The following is a 21457-nucleotide window of genomic DNA, read 5'->3' as shown; positions in this document are numbered from 1 at the left end:
CACGAGATTGATGGTCACCCATTAATACCCGAAGTAACTTCCGACGTTTATAAATGCTTTGCCTGATCGATTCATTCACATAAGGAGACTGCTTTGATTGGCACTTGGTCATCCCACATGACCGGCGACGCTGGCGCGACACCTCCCTCAGTTTTATAACATGCGATTATTACAACTTGGCCAACAACGCCATAAACACACCGACATCATCAAGATTATTCTTGTTATTAATTGACAGGCGCACGAAGCGATCATGGCCTTGCCCCAACATATAATATGGCGTGTGCGAGGCATAACCTGGCCAGCTGTTCACACCCTGCGTGCGCATATAAGCCACCAGTTCGGTAGCCGAACAGCGATCATGGGTAAATGCAATGATTCCCGCCTGTTGCGTACCCGGGGCGATTACATGGATGTGCGCCGTCTGTGCCAATTGCTGATACAGGTGTCGGTAGACCCCACGCTCAACGCTGTAAGCCACCGATAGACGCTCTTTGATCGCCTGATTCAACCCAACAACGGCCGCGTTATTGCGCTCGGCATATTCATAACGCCGGGCATCATCGGCCCCCAGGCTTACGCCCCCTTGGGCGTCCACACTGGCCCTGCTCAGGTCGGTGAAGCGCGGTTGTGCAGCCGCCAGAAAAGCATCGGACAGGTAGGCAAACCCCGTACCTCGAGGCCCGCAAAGAAACTTCCTGCCCGCAGCCGTCAGCACATCAGCGCCAATCGCCAGCATGTCCAGAGGCAGCAAGCCCGCAGATTGACAGGCATCGACAAAGTAGTAGCACGGGAAATCGCGCAGGATGTGACCCACCGCCTCAACATCATTCACGATGCCGCAGCACGAAGGCACATGCACCACCGAGACCAGCATGACTTGCGCACTCATGTGCTGCGCCAGCCATTGCAGATCCAAGTCGCCATTGGGCAGCAGTGGCATGACGTCAATCACGATACCGTAGCGGCGCTGTAACTCGGACAGCGCGATCAGGTTGCCGGCGTACTCGTAAGGCGTGACCACGACACGCGCACCGGGGGACCAGTTCAGCGCGTTCAGCGCAGTGATCCAGGCCTTGGTAGCACCGTCGAAAAGTGCAATGTTGCGTGGTTTGGCGCCGAGCAACCGAGCGATGTTTTCATACACTTCGCCGTCCAGCGTTGCCGCGTAAGACAGTTCGGTTTCATAGGCGCCGATTTCATATTCCTCTTGCAGGTAAGTCTGCATCAAACGCAATGTTTCAGAGGAAATTCGCCCCGCGCCTGCCGTATTGAAATGGATCATTAATCAGCCCTGTGCCGTGAACCCATAAAATAGAAACCGCTCGCCAACACGATACACATGGACAACACATAGAACATCGCCTGAGGCGCATAAAACGACAACGCCACGCCACAAAGTACCGGCCCGAGCGCCGCGCCCAAGTTCGACAAGTTCTGCGCGCCGTAATAAACGCCACGCATATCTTCCGGCGCGATGTAATCAATAAACAAGTATTCCGCCGGTATGATGATGATCTCGCCCACGGTGAAAATAATCATCGCGAGTACCCAGACAACCGGTACCTGTGCGTGAGCGAAGCCCATCAGCCCAACCACAAAGAACAGCATCCCCAGCATCAACATGCGGAACATGTTGTGCTGATTAATCCGAGAACCGATCAGGTATTGCAGGCTGATAACCACACAGGCGTTAGTGGTCACCAGGTAGTTGATAATTTGATAGGCGTTTTGCGGGTCACTCGTCACGATCAGGTATTGCGACAAGTAGGCCGTGAATTGCCCGAAGACGATCGCACTGAGAATGCCGCCGACGGTGAAACACACCAGCCGGTAGTTCCTCAGCAAATGCATCAACACGTTGGCAAAACTCGTCCCGGCCGCGTCACTCGCCACGGCCAATGGCCGAGGAATTCGCGCCCCAACCAGCCCATACAGTACGACAAAAACCGCCCCGATCAGCGCGGCCGCCGCAAACGGCAGGCCGGGACTGACTTTGGCAAACAGCACACCCAGAAAAGGGCCGATGGCATAGCCGACGTTGGTCAAGGTGTACTTGAGCGAGAACACCCCGCCGCGCTTGTCCGGCGCCACCAGGAAACCTATGCCGGATTTCACCGCGATATCCACCACCGCGTAGGCCAGGTTCACCACCACAATCGCGATGATGAACGGCACCAGGCTGGTGACCTGGAAGGCCACCGCAAACGCGAGCGCGAACACCGTGGCGGCAGCGAGCATGATCCGGTAGTTGGAGAACCGGTCCACCAGAAACCCACCATAGACCCCAAGGACTGAACTGACGATCAACGCCCCGCCGACGGCAAGGCCAATATCGGCCACTCCCAGACCGAACGCCTCAGAGAAGTAAATAACCAGATAGGGCAGCGCCAACGCCCGGGCAATGGTCAAGATAAAGGTCGCCGACAGCAGCAGGATCACTGGCCGGTCATAGACTTTGGCTTGACTCTGGGTTACCAGCCCCTCCGAGACTTCTTTCATATCAACATTTCCCTGTAGACGCTTGGCTCGTGCTCACGCAGCAGCTCAATGCTGTTCTGAATGTTCGCGCGGTTGCTATCGAGGATGAATACATGACCGGGGCTGTTTTCCAGGGAGATGGTTGGCTTGAGCACGCCTTCATCCTGGATCTTTATGCTGTGTACGCCGGGGATCGCCTTCCACGCTGTGATGTCCGGTGTACGTTTGATCGGCCCTGCCTGGCGAGCAATAAGGAACACACAGCTGGAATGAAAGTAGAGCTTTTTTCGCGGCCGCTGGCGGTAATCGAGAAACGCTTGAGGGTTAACTAGCGAGTCGATCCACAAGCTCAACTGGTTATGCCCCAAAGCGCGGGTATAGGCCGACAGATCGATGCCACCCGGCATGCGTGCAGCCGTCTCAAGCAACACGGGCTGATCATCGACAATCATCAATTCGCTATGCCCGACACCGTGCCGGATGCCCAAGGCGTCGAGCACGCAAAAGATGTAACTCGACAGTCGGCTGTAGACGTCAGCATTGTCCACCGGGCACATCAGCTGGTTGTAGTCATGCACCGGCGAGGCACCGATACGGGTGCGGTAAACGCGGATAATTTCACTGACATAGTGCAGGCCATCGACACTCACGGTATTCACGCAGTATTCGATGTCGACATCTTTGGATTTGCTCAGCAACAACTCGGATTTGAAATCGGAGTTATCCAGGTATTGCTGCACCAGAATCGTTTCATTACTTTCCAGAAAGATGTTGCGGCTGGATTTGATGACCTCAAAGGCGTGTTCAATTTCGCTGACTTGCGTGCAAATATGAATATTATCGGAGCCCGCGCTTTTCACCGGTTTCAACACCACCGGCAACATGTTGTGCTCCTTGACCCACTCCAGAATGCTCGGCAGCGAATCTGATTTGAAGTGTTTGATCGAACGCACACCCGCCTGCGACAAGGCCTCATGCATTTGATACTTGTCGCGCCAGCGCACGGCGTGGGCCGGATTGTTGTGGCGCTCGACATTGAATAGCGCAGCCAGATGCGCAGCCATTTCAACCCCGAACTCACAACCGGCCAGTACGAACTGCACGTTGTACTCGGACAATGCCTGCTGCAGTTCGGCATCCGAACGGTAAAGCAGGTCGTGGATAAAGTCCCCGGTACGCAACCAGGCTTGGTAAAACCCATTCACTTCGGCGGTCGAGCGCACGTGCACACATTCATACCCACGTGAGATGAACGCGGGCGCGATCAAACTGCCAATCGAATAAGCATCGACGATCAGTACAATATTTTTCTTATAAATCACTGGGCGACCTCCCGCGCTGAAGCGAATTCACGCACAGCGGCCTTAATAATGCCGGCCGCCTTAAGGACATCGGCACGACTAATATTGATGTGCGGCATGAAGCGCATTTCCCGCGCGTTATAAGGCAAGCCGGCGACACCTTGTTGACTCAGGAACGTACTGAATTGCATCGGCGTGACACCCAGCGAAGAAACATCCAGGGTCACCATATTCGTGCCTTTGTAATGCGCAGGGGTCTCATCGATATCGCTGAGCAAACGATGCAGCAGGGCCGCATGCTCATGATCTTCGGCCAACCGCTCAATATTGTTGTGCATCGCGTAAAGCCCGGCAGCGGCCATCATGCCGGCCTGATGAAGATCGCCGCCAAACCACTTACGGTATTTTTTGGCACGCTGAATCAACTCTTTGGAGCCGACCATGATCGAGCCCACAGGTGCGCCCAATGCCTTGGACAGGCACATGGACATGAGGTCGGCGTTTTCCGTGTACGACGTCACGTCAATGCCGGAGGCGATAGAGGCATGGAGGATGCGTGCACCGTCCAGATAACGATAGGCATCGATCGACTTGGCATAACTGAAGACGTCGTTCATCTGCGCCAAGGGAAAGATCGCGCCGCCTTTGCACCCCAGGGTATTTTCAACCACCACCACGCGCGGCAAGGCATAGTTCTGATTCCAGCGGCAGCGGGAGGCGTAGAGCTTTTCCAGGTCACTGACGTCGAACAAGCCGTTTTCATGGGATGACAGCGAAAAGTTGACCCCCGAAAACGCCGACGTCGCCGCGGCCTCGTAATAGTTGATGTGATAGGAGGCATCCAGAAAAATCTCATCACCTGGCTGGGTGAGGGACTTGATAGCCAACTGATTACTCAAGGTGCCACCCGTGGTGAAGAGCGCCGCTTCCTTCTGGAAGTAATTGGCACAGAACTCTTCAAGCGCACGCACACTCGGGTCTTCACCGAAACATTCATCCCCGACTTCCGCCTGGTAAATAGCCTTGCGCATGCCTTCCGTTGGCTTGGTGACCGTATCGCTTCTGAGATCGATAAACATAAATGCTCCGTTAATAACCTGCGCCAAACGTGATACGGGATGGGTCGTAGAAGTCGGCAAGAGCCTCGAGGACGTTGTCCGGTGACTCCGCCAGGCGGTGCAGGAAATGCAGGTACCAACTGTCACCATAGACCGCCGCAATGCGGCAGGTCAGGCCGGCCTCTCGGGCGCTGCGCAATACTTCAGGTTGGACGCCGTGGAGCATTTCCAGCTCCTCGATCTTCGAGTGGTAACCCCCCTCGAACAGGCGCTTGATCAAGTTGGGATCTTGCGTTGCACAACTCACTGGAACATGGGCGGCCAGTAAATCATCAAGCAACATCAAGTAACGGTTATCCAGTTCTTCACCACGGGGCAAAGCAATGTCGTGCGCTTCGTTATAGACGCCTTTGACCAATCTGACTTTTCGCCCATAACTAATGAGGCGAGGCAAGTCATTGACGGTTCGGTGCAAGTGCGCCTGTACGGTCATACCCACATTGTGATGAGCCGGCGCAAGTTCGGCATACACTTCTAGAATTTTATCGACGGCCGAAGAGTGCTCCATGCTGATCATTATCGGGATATCGTGCTGAGCCGCCGCCGACAAAATAGTCGCAGCGTTGCGATAAGCCGTCTCCTGAGAAATGAGCATGCCCACAGCACTTAAATCAAAGCCCAACTGTGGTTTTAAACCAGCGTCGGCAAATCGTTGAACAGCACTCAGGTACTCGCTGACGAAGCGCTGGACAACCTGCGGGTCGTGATTCTCTTCCCCCACATACTCCACACCAAGCTGATAGCCTTTAGCCGCCAATGTGTGCAACTTACGGTTCAGTTCCTGCGCGTCCGAGGCAATAATGTAGCGATGGGCAGCCTGCTCGAACAATTTGAAAAATAAAGAGTCTTTATTGAATGCGTCACGACATTCCTGATTAAGCGCCAACTTCTTAAGCCCTGCACACGCCAGTGTATAAATTTCCTTGGACGGCACTTTTTTCTCCTTACTAACGAGGGTTGCGCAACTACAAGCTTCTTATAAAACAGCACATTAACGTATTACAAATGCCTCTACCTATATCCACTAACCGCTGCGCTTTAGACAAAGCGCTGCCTGCCGGACAAATGCCTTTATTCGGCATAAGACGGGAATATTAATTCATGAGGAAACGTGGGCTGTCGATGCCGAACGGCGCGCTATTAATCAGCTGCGCCGCAGCAGAGGTAGGCGTTCTCACCCCAGCCCTGATACAAAAGAGCGTCGGGGGAGCAAAACAAAGCCGCCCCATGAACAGGCAACCAGAGCAAACAAGTTGCGGGTTCGAAAAGGGTTCAATATCAGAAGTGCTGAAAACAGGACACTGACTGTCACCCGATATCTTTTTAACGCCACCAGCATCCTTGCCTCGTCGATCAATAGGTCACTTTTATAACAGCGTTTATAGCCAATCACTGACAGATGTTCATGCACTTAGATTACCGCCGTGCCACGTTCTGATTTATGATCTTTTTTACCAGATAGGTGGAACTGAATTCATGGATACAGGGTGTGTATGTTTTCCTCAGAACGCTTGAAAGGGATTGATGTGTTCGTCTGCGTCTCGGAGACCGGTAGCTTCAAGGCTGCTGCCGAGAGAATGAATTTGACAGGCTCCGCCATCAGTAAAAGCGTCGCCCGGCTGGAGAGCCGATTGGGCACCCGACTCTTCCAACGCACCACCCGAAGCCTGGCGCTGACAGATGCGGGGACCGCGTTCTACAGCACCTGCATCGGTGTGCTCGCCGACCTTGAAGAGGCCGAGCTGTCACTGCAAATCGAAAATACCGAACCGCGTGGCCGGATTCGAATTGACCTTCCAGGCGCGTTCGGCCGTGCGCAAGTGCTGCCCACCCTCCTGCGATTTATGCAGGATCATCCGCTGCTGATTCCGCACGTGACGTTCTCCGACGGTTTGATCGACCCGTTCCAGGAGGGAGTGGACGTGGTCGTGCGCATTGGTGGCACAGACATCTGGCCCGAACGCGTGGCGCATCGTTACCTGGCCAGTGAATGGCATACCTTCTGCGCATCCCCGGCCTATTTGGCCAAGCACGGCACGCCTCTCACGGATCAGGACCTGGAGCACCACCAGTGCATCGCCTATGGCTGGGTGGACGGCAACATCACCCCGTGGGGTTTCGCAGGCGCACACCCCGGCGCCATAAAGCGCCAGCCAGTACCCGCCCAGTTGGTGATTGGCAATGGAGAGGGGTTGTTGATGGCGGTCATGGCGGGCTGTGGGATCGCGCAACTACCCTCGTGGCTGATTAATCAGCAGCTGGAAGAGGGAACATTGGTGGAGGTGCTGCCCCATTTGGCGACCGAGGGCATGCCGATCAACCTGGCCTGGGTCAAAAGCCGTCAGGCGCTGCCAAAGGTCAGCGCTCTGCTGGATATGCTGACTGCCAGCCTGACGCCAGCGGGCGGCATATTAGGTGGGCTTAGGCGAACGTAACACCGTTGAGATGCCAGGCGACCCCGAGGTCGCCTTTCCACGCCGATGGGCAACTGCGATCACCCAGGCTCAGCTACCACGCCGTAATCCCATTGCCGGTTCGCGCCGTCAGGTCGGTACGGCCGCCAGCTCGACGGCTTCCGGGCGCTTGATCAGCGCGTACACCAACCCCGTCAACAGGCTGCCGGCAACGATTGCCAGCAAGTACAGCAACGCATGGTTCATGGCATTCGGGATCACCAACACAAACAAACCGCCGTGGGGCGCTGCCAGCTTGCAGCCAAAGTACATCGACAGCGCGCCGGTCAAGGCGCCACCGGCGATGCTGGCCGGGATCACGCGCAGCGGGTCTTTGGCCGCAAACGGAATCGCGCCTTCGGAGATAAAGCACAGGCCCAGAATCATCGCGGCCTTGCCGGCTTCGCGCTCGGTCTGAGCGAACTTGCGCCGTGCCAGGAACGTGGCGATGCCCATGCCAATCGGCGGCACCATGCCAGCGGCCATGGTAGCGGCCATCGGCGCACCGCTGGAAGCCGCCAGCAAGCCGACGGAAAACGCATACGCCGCCTTGTTGATCGGCCCGCCCAAATCGACGCACATCATGCCGCCCAACAGGATGCCCAGTAGCACCGCATTGGTGGTGCCCATGGTGCTGAGAAAGTCCGTCAGGCTAGTGAGCAGCCGCGCGACCGGCGGCCCAACCAGATAGATCATCGCAAGACCGGTGAACAAACTCGCCAGTAACGGAATGATCAGAATCGGCTTGAGCGCCTCCAGGCTCTGCGGCAACTTCACCGCACGGGTGATCAGCTTCACGCAATAACCGGCGAGGAAACCGGCGAGGATGCCGCCGATAAAACCCGCGCCCAGAGTACCCGCCAACAACCCGCCAATCATGCCTGGCGCCAGGCCAGGACGGTCGGCAATCGAGTAGGCGATGTAGCCCGCCAGCAGCGGCACCATCAGCATGAAGGCCTGGTCGCCGACGGTCTTAAGGGCGGCGGCCAAGGTGCCTTTTTCTTCAAAGGCATGAATACCGAACACAAACGACAAGGCGATCAACAAACCGCCCGCCACCACCATCGGCAACATGAACGACACGCCGGTGAGCAGGTGTTTGTACACACCGGTTTTTTCTGACTTCTTGGCCACCGCGCCGCTGGCGGCACTTTCCACCGCACCTTCGGCCAAGGCCTTGTTGAGCGTGGCTTCGGATTGTTTGAGGGCAATGCCGGTGCCGCAGCGATAAATCTTCTTGCCGGCGAAGCGCTCGGTGGCGACTTCGATGTCGGCGGCCAGCAACACCACGTCGGCATTGGCGATGGACTCCGGGCTTAAAGGCGTGCGCGCGCCCACCGAGCCTTGGGTCTCGACCTGTAAGTCGTAGCCCAGGCGCTTGGCGGTTTGCTGCAAGGCTTCGGCAGCCATAAAGGTGTGGGCCACGCCCGTCGGGCAGGCAGTGATTGCAACGATACGCGGCGCGTTTTTAGCGGTTTGCGCAGTCGCCACATAGACCGCGGCCTCTTCGGCGCCGCGACGCAATACCGCGTCCACATCCGCCAGCGCCTGGGCCGGCGTGCTCTGGAACACGCGCTTGCCGACAAACCGCTGCATATCCACCGGCGTGCTGCTGACCAGCAACACCCACTCGGCCTCATCGATCGTGGCCTGGGACAACTGGCGTTCCGGGCGCTGCACGTCCACCACTTCGACGCTGGTGCGCAAGCCTTGGCGCTGCGCGGCAGCGTCCAACAAGCGGGCGCACAGCACACTGGTGACCATGCCGTTCGGGCAGGCGGTAACAATGGCTAACTTCATCACAAACCCTCTTATTGTTCTGTCAGCGCGCGCACGTGGACGCCGCTTTCGAGACGCGCCAACTGCGCGTGATCGCTGATGCCAAACCCGATCTGCGTGACCGCCATCGCCGCAATCGCCGTGGCGCGCCGCAGGGTGGTTTCCGGCAGATCAACACTGAGCAAACCGTGCAGCATCCCGGCCAGCAACGAGTCGCCCGCGCCCACCGTGCTGGCGACGCTGACCTTGGGCGGTGTGGCGTGCAGCGCAGTGCCCGGGCTGAACCAGTTCACACCGTCGGCGCCGTGGGAGATCACCACATGCTCCACGCCTTGGGCGTGCAGGCGTTCGGCGGCCAGGGCCTGTTGCGCGAGGGAATCGGTGGAGCAGTCGAGCGCTTCAGCTAATTCTTCAGTATTGGGTTTGATCAACCACGGGCCAGCCTTGAGGCCTGCGCGCAAGGCTTCGCCGCTGGTGTCGAGGGCGACTTTCAAACCGAGGCTTTTCAGGTGCTCCAGCAAGCCTTGAAACCACTGCGCGCTGATGCCACGCGGCAAGCTGCCGGCGACCACCACCGCATCGTGACCCGGTGCGATCAGCGTCAACTGATTGAGCAACGCCTGCTGGGCCTGCTCAGTGACCTGCGGCCCTGGCGCATTGATGTCGGTGACCCGACCGTCCTGCTCGGCGATCTTGATATTGCTGCGGGTTTCACCCGGCACGCGGATGAACGCATCGGCAAAACCACGCCGGGCGATCAGCGCCTCAAAGGCTTGTGGATTGTCTTCGCCGAGAAAGCCGCCGACGGTGACTTGATGGCCGAGGTCCGCCAGCACTTGGGCGACATTCACACCCTTACCAGCGGCATGGGTCAGCAGGGTTTCGCTGCGGTTGACGTCACCCGGTGCCAGGTGCGCCAGGCGCACCGTGAGGTCCAACGCCGGGTTCAGCGTCAGGGTCAGAATCTTCGCCATTTACACGGCCTCCACTAGGGCTCGCACTTGCGCAGGCGAACCTACCGCAAGGGCTTTTTGCGCCAGGCCCTGGGCCTCGCTCAGACTGAATTCACGTACCCGCGCTTTCACCTCAGGAATGCTACGGGCAGACACACTCAACTCATCCACACCCAGGCCGATCAGCACCGGCACCGCCAGTGGGTCCGCCGCCAGTTCGCCACACACGCCGACCCATTTGCCATGGGCATGGGCGGCGCGCACGGTGATGTCGATCAGTTGCAGCACCGCCGGGTGCAGGCCGTCGGCTTGGGCCGACAAGGTCGGGTGGCCACGGTCGATGGCCAGGGTGTACTGGGTCAGGTCGTTGGTGCCGACGCTGAAAAAGTCGACTTCCTTGGCAAGTACCGGCGCCAGCAACGCGGCGGACGGCACTTCGATCATGATGCCCAGCTGCAAGTCGGCCACCGGGATTTCCAGGCGCAGGCGCTCGGTCATGTCACGGGCGGCGCGCCATTCATCCACGCTGCCGACCATGGGGAACATGATGCGCAACGGCCGGTTATCCGCCGAGCGCAGCAGTGCACGCAATTGCGCTTCCATGATCTGCGGGCGTTGCAACGTCAGACGAATACCGCGCACGCCGAGGAACGGATTCTCTTCCCTGGCAATCGGCCAATACGGCAAGGGTTTGTCGCCGCCCACATCAAGGGTACGCACCACCAACGGGCGACCGCCGAGGCCGTCGAGTACGCGACGGTATTCGGCTTCCTGGGTGGCCTCATCCGGCGCTTGCGGGTGGGCCATGAAAATCAGCTCGGTACGCAGCAGGCCAATGCCTTCGGCGCCCTGCTCCACCGCAGCGGCGACGCCGGCGCTTTCGCCGATATTGGCGAACACTTCCACGGCGTGGCCGTCGCGGGTCAGGGCCGGCTCATGGCGCTGGGCCGAGGCGGCTTGCAGGCGTTGTTCGCGGGTGTCGCGTTCGACCGTGGCGCGTTGCAAGGTGGCGGCGTCGGGGGCGACGTGCAGGCGACCGCGTTGGCCATCAAGCAACAACGGCGTGCCGGACGCCAGCAGCAACACCGCCGCGCCCGCGCCAACCAAGGCGGGAATGCCCAAGGCGCGCGCGACGATGGCGCTGTGCGCCGTGGCGCCGCCACGGGCGGTGAGAATGCCGGCAACGCGGGCCGGGTCCAAACGGGCGACGTCGGAGGGGCCGACTTCGTCCATCACCAGGATGTAGGGTTCATTCGGCTCCTGGGCGGTGTCGAGGCCACACAGTTGCGCCAGCACCCGGCGGCCAATGTCACGCAAATCGGCAGCGCGCTCGGCGAGCAAGGCATCCTGCAACGACTCCTGCTGCTTGGCGGCGGCTTCGATCACGCTCATCCACGCGGCTTCAGCGCTTTCGCCTTGCTTGAGCCGGGTGTCGACTTCGTCGGTCAGTTCCGGGTCGTCGAGCATTTCCTGGTGGGTGATGAAAATCTCGCGAATGGCTTTAGATTGACTGCGCTCGATCAAGCCTTGGATATCAGCGCGCACATCGCTGAGCGCGGCGTGCAAGCGCTGGCGTTCAACCGCTGAGGATTCGCCGCGCAGTGGGTAGTCGAAGACTTGCTGAACCTGGATATGCGCAGGGCCAATGGCGATGCCCGGTGCGGCGGCGATGGCCTGGACCTGGCTGCCGGCCTGCGGCGCGCTGATCACCGGTTCAATATCGAGTGTTGCCGGTTGGGCACTGACGGTCGGCAGCGCTTCGACCTCTTCACCAAGGCCTTCTTCGACCGCCGCCAGCAACGCCGGCAGTGCATCGCCGGCAATCGTCGGCTCAGCGACAAACTCCAGCACCTGGCCGCGACGCGCGCCAAGGCTCAGCAGCTTGCTCAGGCTTTTCACCGACACGGCGCCCACCGGGCCATCTATGACGCGCACGCGGATATCGCCGTCAAAATTTTTCGCCAATTGCGCAAGGATCTTCGCCGGCCGGGCATGCAGGCCGTGGGCGTTGGCCAGGGTGATGCGCGCACTCGGCCAGTCCGGCGGCAGTTCGCCGCCGAGCACTTCGAGCACCGCACGGCTGCTGGTGGCGCGGCCGAGTTCCTGGCCGCGCCCTTCAATCAGCAACGCGCATAGGCGTTCCAGCAAGGTCTGGTGCGCTTCGCCGAGGCTGGCCAGGCAGAACAAGCCATTGAGTGGCTGGCCGAGGTAGCGCATCGGTTTGTCCGGCGTCACGAACGCAAGGCCCGGGCGCTTCACGGTCTGCTCGCTGTGCAACCACCACAGGCCATCGCCCAGCGGCAGCGCGTCAACTTGTTGCAACACGGCGGCAAAGCCGTTGCTCACACAGTCAGCCTGGCGCAGCAGGCGTGCACCTCGCCAGACCAGCTCTTCAAAATCATCGGCGGACACGCCGAGGCTGATCATCTGTGCATCCAGCGCCAGTTCCTGCGGCGCACCTTGCAGCAGTTTCAGCAAGGCTTCGGCGGAACTGGCACGTCGCAGCGCCTGGCCCAGGTCGGTCTCGCCGAGGGCGCGGGTCAGCAATTGCAGCAGGCGCAGGTGTTCATCGGATTTGGCCGCGATGCCAATGGCCAGGTAGACGATCTGGCCGTCGCCCCAGTCCACCCCTTCGGGGAACTGCAGCAGGCGCACGCCGGTAGAAAACACTTGGTCGCGGGTTTGCGGGGTGCCATGGGGGATGGCAATACCTTGGCCGAGAAAGGTCGAGCCTTGGGCTTCACGGGCTTGCAAGCCACTGAGGTAACCCTCGGCGACCAGGCCATCGGCCACCAATTTGTCAGCAAGCAGGTGCAAGGCAGCAGATTTATCCACAGCCACCTGGCCCATGGATATCTGCTCTACAGTGAGCTCAAGCATGCCGTTCTCCTAGTTAGTGCGGTGTGCGCACTAGGTATTGTTTTGAATAAATCAGCGTACGGGCGTTCATAAATAACTGACTAAGTGGTCAATTGGCAGTAGCCACTCAGCGGCGAACATCGTAAAAATACGCCTGCTGAAACGTTTAATCTAGAATTTATGGCAGATTACGCGTTAATTGCGCAAGCTTGAAGGACCACTCGGCACTTGAGCTCAGACAATAGTCGTGTGCAGTAATCGGTTACGATCGGACAAAATGTCGGGGCAGGCTCTAAAAAACAAGGAAATCCCGGTTTGAAACTCAGTGATATCGCACGTCTGGCCGGTGTGTCCGTTACCACCGCAAGCTACGTCATCAATGGCAAGGCCGCACAGCAACGCATCAGCCCCACAACCGTGGAGCGGGTGCGGGCGGTGGTCGACGCTCATGGTTTTACTCCAAACCCCCAGGCGGCCGGGCTGCGCAGCCGGCATACACGCACCTTGGGCTTTATCCTGCCCGACCTGGAAAACCCCAGTTACGCACGGATCGCCAAGCTGTTGGAACAAGGCGCGCGAGCACGCGGCTATCAATTGCTGATTGCCAGCTCCGATGATGAAGCCGACAGCGAGCGTCAGTTGCTGCAACTGTTCCGCGCGCGGCGCTGCGATGCGTTGTTCGTCGCCAGCTGCCTGCCGGCCAGCGATGACAGCTACCGCGAGCTGCAAGCCAAAGGCCTGCCGGTGATTGCCATCGACCGGGTGATGGAGCCGGGGCAATTCTGCTCGGTGGTCAGCGACGACCGCCAGGCCTGCCAGCAATTGACCAGCAGCCTGCTGCAACCGGTGCCCAAGGAGATCGCATTAATAGGTGCACGGCCCGAGCTAAGCATCAGCCAGGAGCGTGCCGCCGGTTTCCGCGAAGCCCTGCAGGGGTTCACCGGTGACGTCATCATCGAAGAGGGTGAAGCCTTCAGCCGTGATTGCGGCCGACAGCTGATGGAGCAACTTCTCCAGCAACTGGGGCATTTGCCTGACGCACTGGTGACCACCTCCTACGTGCTGCTGCAAGGCGTGTTTGACGCGTTGCACGACTTCCCGCTCAAATCCCGACCGCTGCGCCTGGGCACCTTTGGTGACACCCAATTGCTGGACTTTCTGCCGTTGCCGGTCAACGCCATGGCCCAGCAACATCAGCTGATTGCCGACACCGCGCTGCGTCTGGCCCTGGCCGCCATCGAAGAAGAACAGTACCAACCGGGCGTGCACGCCATCGGCCGGACCTTCAAGCAGCGTATTCACGAGGCTTGAGCGTGGAACTGATCGACACCCACACCCACCTGGACTTCCCGGACTTCGACATTGATCGCCGGGAAGTGCTGGCGCACAGCCGCCAACTCGGCGTGCAGCGCATGGTGGTGTTGGGGGTGTATCAGCAAAATTGGCAACGGCTGTGGGACCTGGTGCAAGCAGATGAAGGCTTGTTCGCCGCCTTCGGCCTGCATCCGGTGTACCTCGATGAGCATCGCCCCGCCGACCTGACCGCGCTGGGCGAATGGCTTACCCGCCTGCACGGCCACCGCCAACTGTGCGCCGTCGGCGAGATCGGCCTGGATTACTTTCTCGAACAGCTGGACCGCGAGCGCCAGCAAAGCCTGTTTGAAGCCCAGTTGAAACTGGCGGTGGACTTCCAGCTTCCGGCCTTGCTGCACGTACGCCGCAGCCACGCAGCAGTGATCGCGACCCTCAAGCGCATCCGCCTGCCACGCGGCGGCATCATTCATGCGTTCGCCGGCAGTGTTGAGGAGGCTCGCGAGTACATCAAGCTCGGCTTCAAGCTGGGCCTGGGCGGCGCGGCCACCTGGCCCCAGGCGCTGCGCATGCACAAAGTACTGGCCCAACTGCCCCTGGAAGCCGTGGTGCTGGAAACCGATTCGCCGGACATGGCGCCCGCCATGTACCCGGGCCAGCGCAATAGCCCGCAACACTTGCCGGACATCTGCACCGCCCTGGCTGAACACATGGGCATCAGCCCTTTATTGTTGGCCGAGTCGAGTACGCGCAACGCGTGCGAGCTGTTCAATTGGTAGCGTGTTGACCGCCTGCAAGTCCAACGTCAGCCGTTGCCGGTGACGGGCATAACGCAGCACCAGAAAGTGCACCAGCACCACTACCAATGAAATATTCAGCTGCCCGATCACACTGATCAGCCCTACCCACTCGGCCACCAGCGCCACGACCATCACCACGCAAGTCAGCACGATCATGCTCGGGCGCACCATCGCCCAGTGGTCCAACGACTTGAACTGGCGCTGTTGTTTGGGGCAGTTCAACTGCAAGATGCGCTGACAGTACGGGCATCCAAAGGGCTCATGGATAGCAATGGCGTTCAGTTGCCAAGGCTTGAGTGAAAACGTGATGTCGCAATGGGCGCAGTGCCCTTTGACGCCGATAACAGCGGTCATCGCCGTGCCTCCCTTGGTCTGTGACTGGTTGAAACAAACTCTCACCCCTTCACGCACTCAGAAAAGATCCACAGGCAAATCAGGACGGGCACCACACCACACAAGGATAAATTCCTACGCCCCGGACCTACACGCGAAACGCCCCAATCAGTTGCTTCAACTCGATGACCTGTATTGATAGCAGTCGGCTGGCGGCCTCGGTCTGATGCGCACCTTCGGCCGCATGCTCGCCGGCACGATTGATTTCGACGATGTTCTGATCGATATCGTGGGCGACGGCGGTTTGCTGCTCCACGGCCGCGGCAATCTGCTGGTTCTGATCGACGATCATGCCGACGGCACCGTGGATGTTTTCCAAGGCCTGCTGGACCTTTTCCGACTGCCCCACGGTGCCATTCGCCATCGCATGGCTGGTGCCCATGGCCTTCACTGCCGCACCGACCCCGCTGTGTAATCGGCTGATCATCTGTTCGATTTCTTCGGTGGACTGCTGGGTGCGCCGGGCCAGGGTACGGACCTCATCGGCCACCACCGCAAAGCCTCGGCCCTGCTCGCCGGCACGCGCCGCCTCAATCGCGGCATTCAGCGCCAGCAGGTTGGTTTGTTCGGCGACGCTCTTGATCACCTCCAACACGCTGCTGATGGACTGGCTGTCGGTGGCCAATTGGTTGATGACCCGTACCGACTCATCAATCTCCGACGCCAGGCGCGCGATGCTGCTCTGCTGGGATTGCACCAGGCCACGGCCGCTGACCGTTTCATCGTTGACGCTGTGGGCACTGCTGACCGCCGCCGCCGCGCTGCGCGCCACTTCCTGGGCGGTGGAAGACATCTGGTTCATGGCCGTCGCCACCTGTTCGATCTGACTGCGCTGCCCGGATACCGCCTGGTTGCTCTGAGCGGATACGGCCTGCACCTGGCCGGCTTGCAGCTCGACCTGGCTGACGGTGTGGCCGACACGCTCGATCAGGTCATGAATCTTGGCCACGGTGCCGTTGAATACCTGGCCCAAATCCCCCAGTTCATCGCGGCTGTCGGCGACAAAGGTGACGGTCATGTCGCCGGCCGCAACCTTGCCCATCATCGCCCCCAAGCGCCGCAAGGTGGTGCGGGTCGAGGCGTAGAAACCGGCATACAGATAAAAAATCAGCAAAAATACCGCCGCCAGGGCCGAGACCAGCACCACCATGTGCGTTCGGTTTTGCGCCAGGCGCTGCTCAAGTTGCTGCTCGAGGAAGGTCAAAGTCGCTTCATTGAGCCGGTAGGTCTGGGCCATCAGCTTGCTGACGTCTTCGTAGAAGGCCTGCCAGGGCGCATCGAGGGTTTCGGCCATCACCACCTGCTCTTCAAACACTTCACTGCCTTGCTTGAGGCTCGCGCTGCTGGCCTTGGCCTGGCTGTCGAGCGCGGCATGCGCGGCACCGCTGCCGCCCAGGGCATCCTGCAACTTCAAGGCGTATTCGGCCTGGAGTTTCTCCACCTGTTGCAGCAGTTCGTCAAAGCGCGTACTGGAGGATGAATTGAGAAAGCCTTGGCCCAGGGAATACGCGCCCATCGCGCGCCCTTCGCCCAACGTTTGGGTGACTTGCGGGGTGATACTGGTGACCAGCTCGCAGAGTTGGCGCACATCACTCTGGGCGTCACGGCTCAAGCCAGACTGGCTGGCGATGATCTGGCTGAGCATCTGGGCCTTGTTGAGCAATTTGCCGATCAGCGCGCTTTTGCTCAGCAGCGAGGTTTCTTGTTGCTGAGCCTTGAACGCGGCGATCATCTCGTCACGTTTGCCGTCAAAGGCGCTGATTTGCTCAGGGTCGGTGGTCATCGCATTAAGGCTTTGCAAGCGACTCAGCACGCTTTGTTCCAAAGCACTGATCTGGCTTTCAAGATCGCCGGCCTTGCCGGATTGGCCGAGCACCGCGTTGATCTGCACCTGGTTGTTGAGGGTTTCCAGATCGCGGCGTAGGGCTAGGCTGCTGCCGAGCAGGTCGAGACTTTGCAGCTCGATGCGGGTGCCCTGGAATTCAGACCAGGAATCGCGCACCAGGAAATAATTGGTTGCCAGCATCGGTAGCAGGAACAGCACGCTGATCAGGCTGAATTTCATGCCGAAACTCAGGCGGTTCATCAGCGCTACGGCGGGATAGAGCAAGCTCTTCACAGGTGAACTCCCTTTCTTATTTTTATTGAGGCGCAGGGGCACGGCAGATAGCCACTATTTGGCGCTGTGTCTGTATAGCTCAATTTGAAAGGGAGTTTTGTAACGTAAGGTTAACGACTTTAAACAACGGTGGGAGCGACGGTGCGAGTCGAATCCTCGCACCGCCGCTCCCACATTTTTGACCGCGTTCGCTTAATTACGGCAACACAGTCCAGATAGCAAACCCGGCATACCACAGCACCGCCGCACGCAGCAGCAACTCCCACAGCCGATCCAGGCTATTGATACCGTCAGCCCCCACCACTGGCGCCGGAATTTCAGCGGCCACCAGGCCAACCTTCTCCACCAGTTGTGCGGCGCTGATGTCCCAGCTCAGCAGCTCATGCAGCATCACCCGACCGACCGCAACAAAATTACCCACCAGCGCAAAACTTGCCGCCAGCAGGCGCACCGGCAGCCAGTCAAACGCGTGGCGCAACTGCCCGGCACGTTCGGCGACCAAGGGGTTCTGACTATGCTCGCTGGCCAACGCCAGCAGTCGATAGGCCAGTGCGGCGACCGGGCCCAACAGGAAATACCAAAAAATCACCGCGAAAAAGCTTTGATAGGCCTGCCACAGCAGATGGCCCTGCACCCGCTCCAGCAGCTGCTCGCCACTGTCGGCCGCCATCTTCAGGTCGCGCTCGGCCACGTGTTCGGCGGCCTGCAGATCGCCGCGCCGCCAGGCATCGCGAAACGGTCCAAGCCCGGCCAATAGATCGCCACGCCCCAGGCTATAAATCACCACCAGCAAGTGCACCGGCAGCGCCAACAGGCCATAAGCCACCGGCTCCAGCACCATCAGCAACAGGGCTAGCAAGGCCACCGGCAACAACACCAGCAGTACTAAAATCAACCAGGGCCGCTTGCCCATGCGCGCGCTAGATTCCAGCTTGGCCAGCTCACGCAGCCATCCACCGTCACGCTGCAACCGCCGACGCAGGGCCGAAAACTTCTCGATCCAGACCGCCAGCACTAACACCAGGAAACTCATCGTGCGTGTCCTCCATCCTGCAGGGCGCTGCGAAAGCGCGTCCAATCAAAAGCCTGGCCCGGGTCAGTCTTGCGTCCCGGGGCGATATCACTGTGGCCACAAATACGCTGCTGGGTAATGTCCGGATACGCCACCAGCAGCTGGCGGGCCAGGTCGATCAGGGATGCATATTGGGCCTCGGTAAACGGTAGCTCATCGGTCCCTTCCAGCTCGATGCCTAAAGAGAAGTCGTTGCAGACTTCACGCCCCCCAAAGCTGGATATCCCGGCATGCCAGGCGCGGTCCAGGCACGATACAAATTGCGTCACGGTACCGTCGCGCTCAATCAGAAAATGCGCAGATACCCGTAGGTCGGCAATACCTTCAAAGTAGGGATGTTCCGTGACATCCAGGCGATTCTGGAAAAACTCATGCACCTTGCCGGTGGCAAACTGCGCCGGGGGCAAACTGATGTTATGCACCACCAACAGTGAGATTTCGCCTGCGGGGCGCTCGTTGTGGTTGGGCGAAGGGCAATGACGAATGCCCTGGCACCAACCGCTGGTGGGGTCCAACTGCATACAGGTTCCTTGAATGAGACGAGGTATCACCAGTATGCCGCGTTCAGCCCTGCGGTTGCGATCACTTGCCGCGATTGAGTTGACGCAGGTTACCCACTACGCACGCCAACGCGCGGTCGAACAGCAACCCATCGTCCAAGGTGCGCAGCGCGCCGCGCTTGAACGCCATGGCCAATTGGCCGGCGGTTTTGTCCAGGACTTTGAGCCCGGTACGGCTGACAAAAATATAGCGGTTGGCCGGTGCCATGATCGCCGTCAGCTTGCATCGCAGGGTGGCGACTGCCTCTTGCTGGAACTCAACCCAGCCGCCAATGCGCAGTTGATGAGCCTTGAGCAGGTCCGGGTCATCGCTGGGCAGGCCTTCCATGGCGTCAGGCAACACGGCACCGAATGAAAACGGCTCACGCACCTTGATCAGCACATCAAGGGGCTCGCCTTCGCACGATTGAACATGCATGGCCTGCAAGCGCACAAAAAACTCACGGGTGCTGAAGGAATCGAACGCCGCGCGGGTCAAGCCGTTGCGCAACGCCGTGAGCAACCCAGGCAGTTGCTCCAGCAGGTGCCGCCCGGCCTCGGTGTCTTTCTGCAGGCCCACGCTCCAGATCAACTCGTCCATGGTCCGTACTGCCGACTGCCACTGCACCGACTGTTCGCCTTGCTTGAGGCTGGCCAACAACAGCACCTGGCTCCAGGCCTGCTGCAGAAACTCCACCACGGATTGCGGCAACACCTTGCCGAGCAAGCGCCGGTTAAGCAGGTCAGCCACACGCTCACGGGCGGCTTGCGTACGCACACGCCCTTCTTCGGCTTCGCGGGTGTGCTGTTCAAGCAGCTCGCTACGGCGGCGTTCATCCAAGGTAAACGCACTGAACTGCGCCAGCAGTTGGGAAAAAATCGCCAGATCTTCGACGAAGTCATTCAGCAAGCACTGCACCACTTGCTCGATCTGCAGGTACAGGCTGTCACGCTGATAGTCCGCGTGCGGGCTCCAACCCATGGCGGCAGCCGCGATCTCGTTGAGCAACCGCCGCGCTGGGTGATTGCTACGGCTGAGGAAACTTTTGTCCAGGACCGCGACTTTCAGCATCGGGATCTGCAAGCGGGCAATCAAGCCCTTGAAGGCATCCGGCACGGTACGGTCGTTAAGGATGAAATCGAACAGCAGCGCGATCAGGTTGATCACATCCTCATCGGCGTCTTCCACAACACGGGATTTGCCACTCTTGACGCTGACCCGGGTCAACAACTGCCCAAGCTGGTTGCGCAGGTCAAAGTCGTCTTCGGCCTCGGGTTCCGGCACGTATTGTTGCAAATGGGAGAGCAGGCGCAGCAGGTCGCGGGTGGCAATGGGTTGCGGCTCGGCGCAGGCCTCAAGGGTGGGCGCTACGCTGCCACGTACCGCCGCCAGCAACTTTTGCAACGCGGCGAAGGCTTCCTGGCCGTTTTCATCCAGCGGCGGGTCGATGCTGGGCAGGCTGCCTTCTTGCTGTTGTTCGCGCGCCGCACGCCCGCCGGGCCGACGTGACGGCACCGCCTTGAGTTCAGGCAGCACCCCGGTGGCAACCAGCAACTGGTTGGCTTCGCCGAACAGTTGATCGGCGTCGCTGAGCACGTACTTTTCAAACAGCTTGAGCATGATCAGCTTGACGCGGATCTCCACCCCCAAGCTGCGCCCCGCGCGCAAAAAGAACTCACAAAGCAGCGCCGGGCCCAATGGGTTATCTCGCTCGTCCAGGGGCTTGCCGAGCACAGCGCCCAAGCGTGCAGTCAGTTGCCCCAGCGCCAGGCCATCGCGGTGCCGCACCCGGCCCAGCATGGCCTCCAGTGCAACGGCTTTTTCCAGGGCATCGCTGGAAGTGCCGGGCGCCGCCTCGTAGGACACTACCGGCACCAGGTGCGGCTCGCCCGGCCCGCTGGGGTCCAGATTGGCGAAGGCGGCGAACAGTTGCTCCATGAATACGCGTTCGAAGTTCTTACGCTTGAGGCGCAAGTCGCGCATGGCTTCAAAGAAAATGTGATGGTCAACATTACTGCGGGCCTTGTCGGCCATTTCGAACAGGGTGTCGTCGGCGTTATCGAACAGCTCCTGCAAGCCTTGCTGCAACTGTTGGGCAGCCTTGTCGCGAACCTGCATCAACACCACCGGCAGGCGCGCGAGCGGGGATGGCGTGGCCTGTGCCTTGTTGATAGGCACCACCTTTCCGTCAATGTGCATCCTGGCCTCCTGAAACGGCGATGTTGGGGTGGGGAAAAATCGGCGACAGGTCCAATTGGGCTGCAAAAGCCGGTTACCA

At 59.6% G+C, this 21457-nt stretch carries 16 protein-coding genes; 3 read left to right on the top strand and 13 right to left on the bottom strand.

What is annotated here, in order from left to right; translation table 11 throughout:
- Positions 1 to 169 precede the first annotated feature (169 nt).
- The 5 genes from K0P33_RS05595 to K0P33_RS05575 are packed head-to-tail and all read right to left on the bottom strand — an operon-like array spanning position 170 to position 5834.
- Positions 170 to 1285, bottom strand: coding sequence for an aminotransferase class V-fold PLP-dependent enzyme (locus K0P33_RS05595; RefSeq protein ID WP_242154434.1), 1116 nt, complete (start codon positions 1283 to 1285; stop codon positions 170 to 172).
- Entirely contained in the window at positions 1285 to 2502 is a 1218-nt protein-coding gene (locus K0P33_RS05590; protein WP_242154432.1) for an MFS transporter, read from the bottom strand. Before K0P33_RS05590 ends, K0P33_RS05595 begins: the two co-directional genes overlap by 1 nt.
- Complete coding sequence (locus K0P33_RS05585; protein ID WP_242154430.1) at positions 2499 to 3803, bottom strand: hypothetical protein; 1305 nt, start codon at positions 3801 to 3803, stop codon at positions 2499 to 2501. Before K0P33_RS05585 ends, K0P33_RS05590 begins: the two co-directional genes overlap by 4 nt.
- On the bottom strand, positions 3800 to 4861 hold the full coding sequence (locus K0P33_RS05580) for a GntG family PLP-dependent aldolase (protein ID WP_242154428.1): 1062 nt from the start codon (positions 4859 to 4861) through the stop codon (positions 3800 to 3802). The genes K0P33_RS05585 and K0P33_RS05580 overlap by 4 nt, the downstream gene beginning before the upstream one ends.
- A gap of 10 nt (positions 4862 to 4871) precedes the next feature.
- Positions 4872 to 5834 (bottom strand): proline dehydrogenase family protein, encoded by a 963-nt coding sequence (locus tag K0P33_RS05575; RefSeq protein ID WP_242154426.1) that lies wholly within the window; start codon positions 5832 to 5834, stop codon positions 4872 to 4874.
- A 559-nt stretch (positions 5835 to 6393) separates the two neighbouring features.
- Between K0P33_RS05575 and K0P33_RS05570 the strand changes: the two genes are divergently transcribed.
- On the top strand, positions 6394 to 7335 hold the full coding sequence (locus tag K0P33_RS05570) for a LysR family transcriptional regulator (protein WP_242154424.1): 942 nt from the start codon (positions 6394 to 6396) through the stop codon (positions 7333 to 7335).
- Positions 7336 to 7443: 108 nt separating this feature from the next.
- On the opposite strand, the gene K0P33_RS05565 is transcribed toward K0P33_RS05570, so the two are convergent.
- From K0P33_RS05565 to ptsP, 3 genes are read right to left on the bottom strand one after another with little or no spacing between them, the layout of a single operon-like run.
- Positions 7444 to 9153: a PTS fructose-like transporter subunit IIB gene (locus K0P33_RS05565; RefSeq protein WP_242154422.1), complete on the bottom strand. Its 1710-nt coding sequence runs from the start codon at positions 9151 to 9153 to the stop codon at positions 7444 to 7446.
- An 11-nt stretch (positions 9154 to 9164) separates the two neighbouring features.
- On the bottom strand, positions 9165 to 10106 hold the full coding sequence (pfkB, locus tag K0P33_RS05560; protein WP_242154420.1) for a 1-phosphofructokinase: 942 nt from the start codon (positions 10104 to 10106) through the stop codon (positions 9165 to 9167).
- Entirely contained in the window at positions 10107 to 12965 is a 2859-nt protein-coding gene (ptsP, locus tag K0P33_RS05555; protein ID WP_242154418.1) for a phosphoenolpyruvate--protein phosphotransferase, read from the bottom strand.
- A 294-nt stretch (positions 12966 to 13259) separates the two neighbouring features.
- Here ptsP and cra point away from each other — a divergent pair, with 294 nt between their 5' ends.
- Both cra and K0P33_RS05545 read left to right on the top strand, forming a co-directional pair.
- Entirely contained in the window at positions 13260 to 14255 is a 996-nt protein-coding gene (gene cra / locus K0P33_RS05550) for a catabolite repressor/activator (protein ID WP_242154416.1), read from the top strand.
- 2 nt (positions 14256 to 14257) lie between these two features.
- Positions 14258 to 15034, top strand: a complete 777-nt coding sequence (locus K0P33_RS05545; RefSeq protein WP_094948955.1) for a TatD family hydrolase — start codon at positions 14258 to 14260, stop codon at positions 15032 to 15034.
- Here the strand turns inward: K0P33_RS05545 and K0P33_RS05540 are convergent.
- The 5 genes from K0P33_RS05540 to K0P33_RS05520 form a co-directional block, all read right to left on the bottom strand.
- The gene (locus K0P33_RS05540) at positions 14981 to 15409 is read right to left on the bottom strand and encodes a hypothetical protein (protein ID WP_094948954.1); all 429 of its coding nucleotides are present in this window, start codon (positions 15407 to 15409) and stop codon (positions 14981 to 14983) included. The genes K0P33_RS05545 and K0P33_RS05540 overlap by 54 nt on opposite strands.
- Positions 15410 to 15536: 127 nt before the next feature.
- Positions 15537 to 17567 carry a methyl-accepting chemotaxis protein gene (locus tag K0P33_RS05535; protein ID WP_242154414.1) on the bottom strand — a complete coding sequence of 677 codons (2031 nt, stop codon included), beginning with the start codon at positions 17565 to 17567 and terminating at the stop codon, positions 15537 to 15539.
- Positions 17568 to 17763: 196 nt separating this feature from the next.
- Positions 17764 to 18600, bottom strand: coding sequence for a regulatory signaling modulator protein AmpE (gene ampE / locus K0P33_RS05530; protein ID WP_242154411.1), 837 nt, complete (start codon positions 18598 to 18600; stop codon positions 17764 to 17766).
- Complete coding sequence (gene ampD / locus K0P33_RS05525) at positions 18597 to 19160, bottom strand: 1,6-anhydro-N-acetylmuramyl-L-alanine amidase AmpD (RefSeq protein WP_094948951.1); 564 nt, start codon at positions 19158 to 19160, stop codon at positions 18597 to 18599. Before ampD ends, ampE begins: the two co-directional genes overlap by 4 nt.
- 61 nt (positions 19161 to 19221) lie before the next feature.
- Entirely contained in the window at positions 19222 to 21378 is a 2157-nt protein-coding gene (locus K0P33_RS05520) for a DUF1631 domain-containing protein (protein WP_242154409.1), read from the bottom strand.
- Between the last annotated feature and the right edge of the window lie 79 nt (positions 21379 to 21457).

Source organism: Pseudomonas sp. ArH3a, assembly GCF_022648765.1.
Lineage (GTDB): Bacteria > Pseudomonadota > Gammaproteobacteria > Pseudomonadales > Pseudomonadaceae > Aquipseudomonas.
Note: the sequence above shows the minus strand (reverse complement) of the source record. Positions and strands in the feature narration are given on the sequence as shown.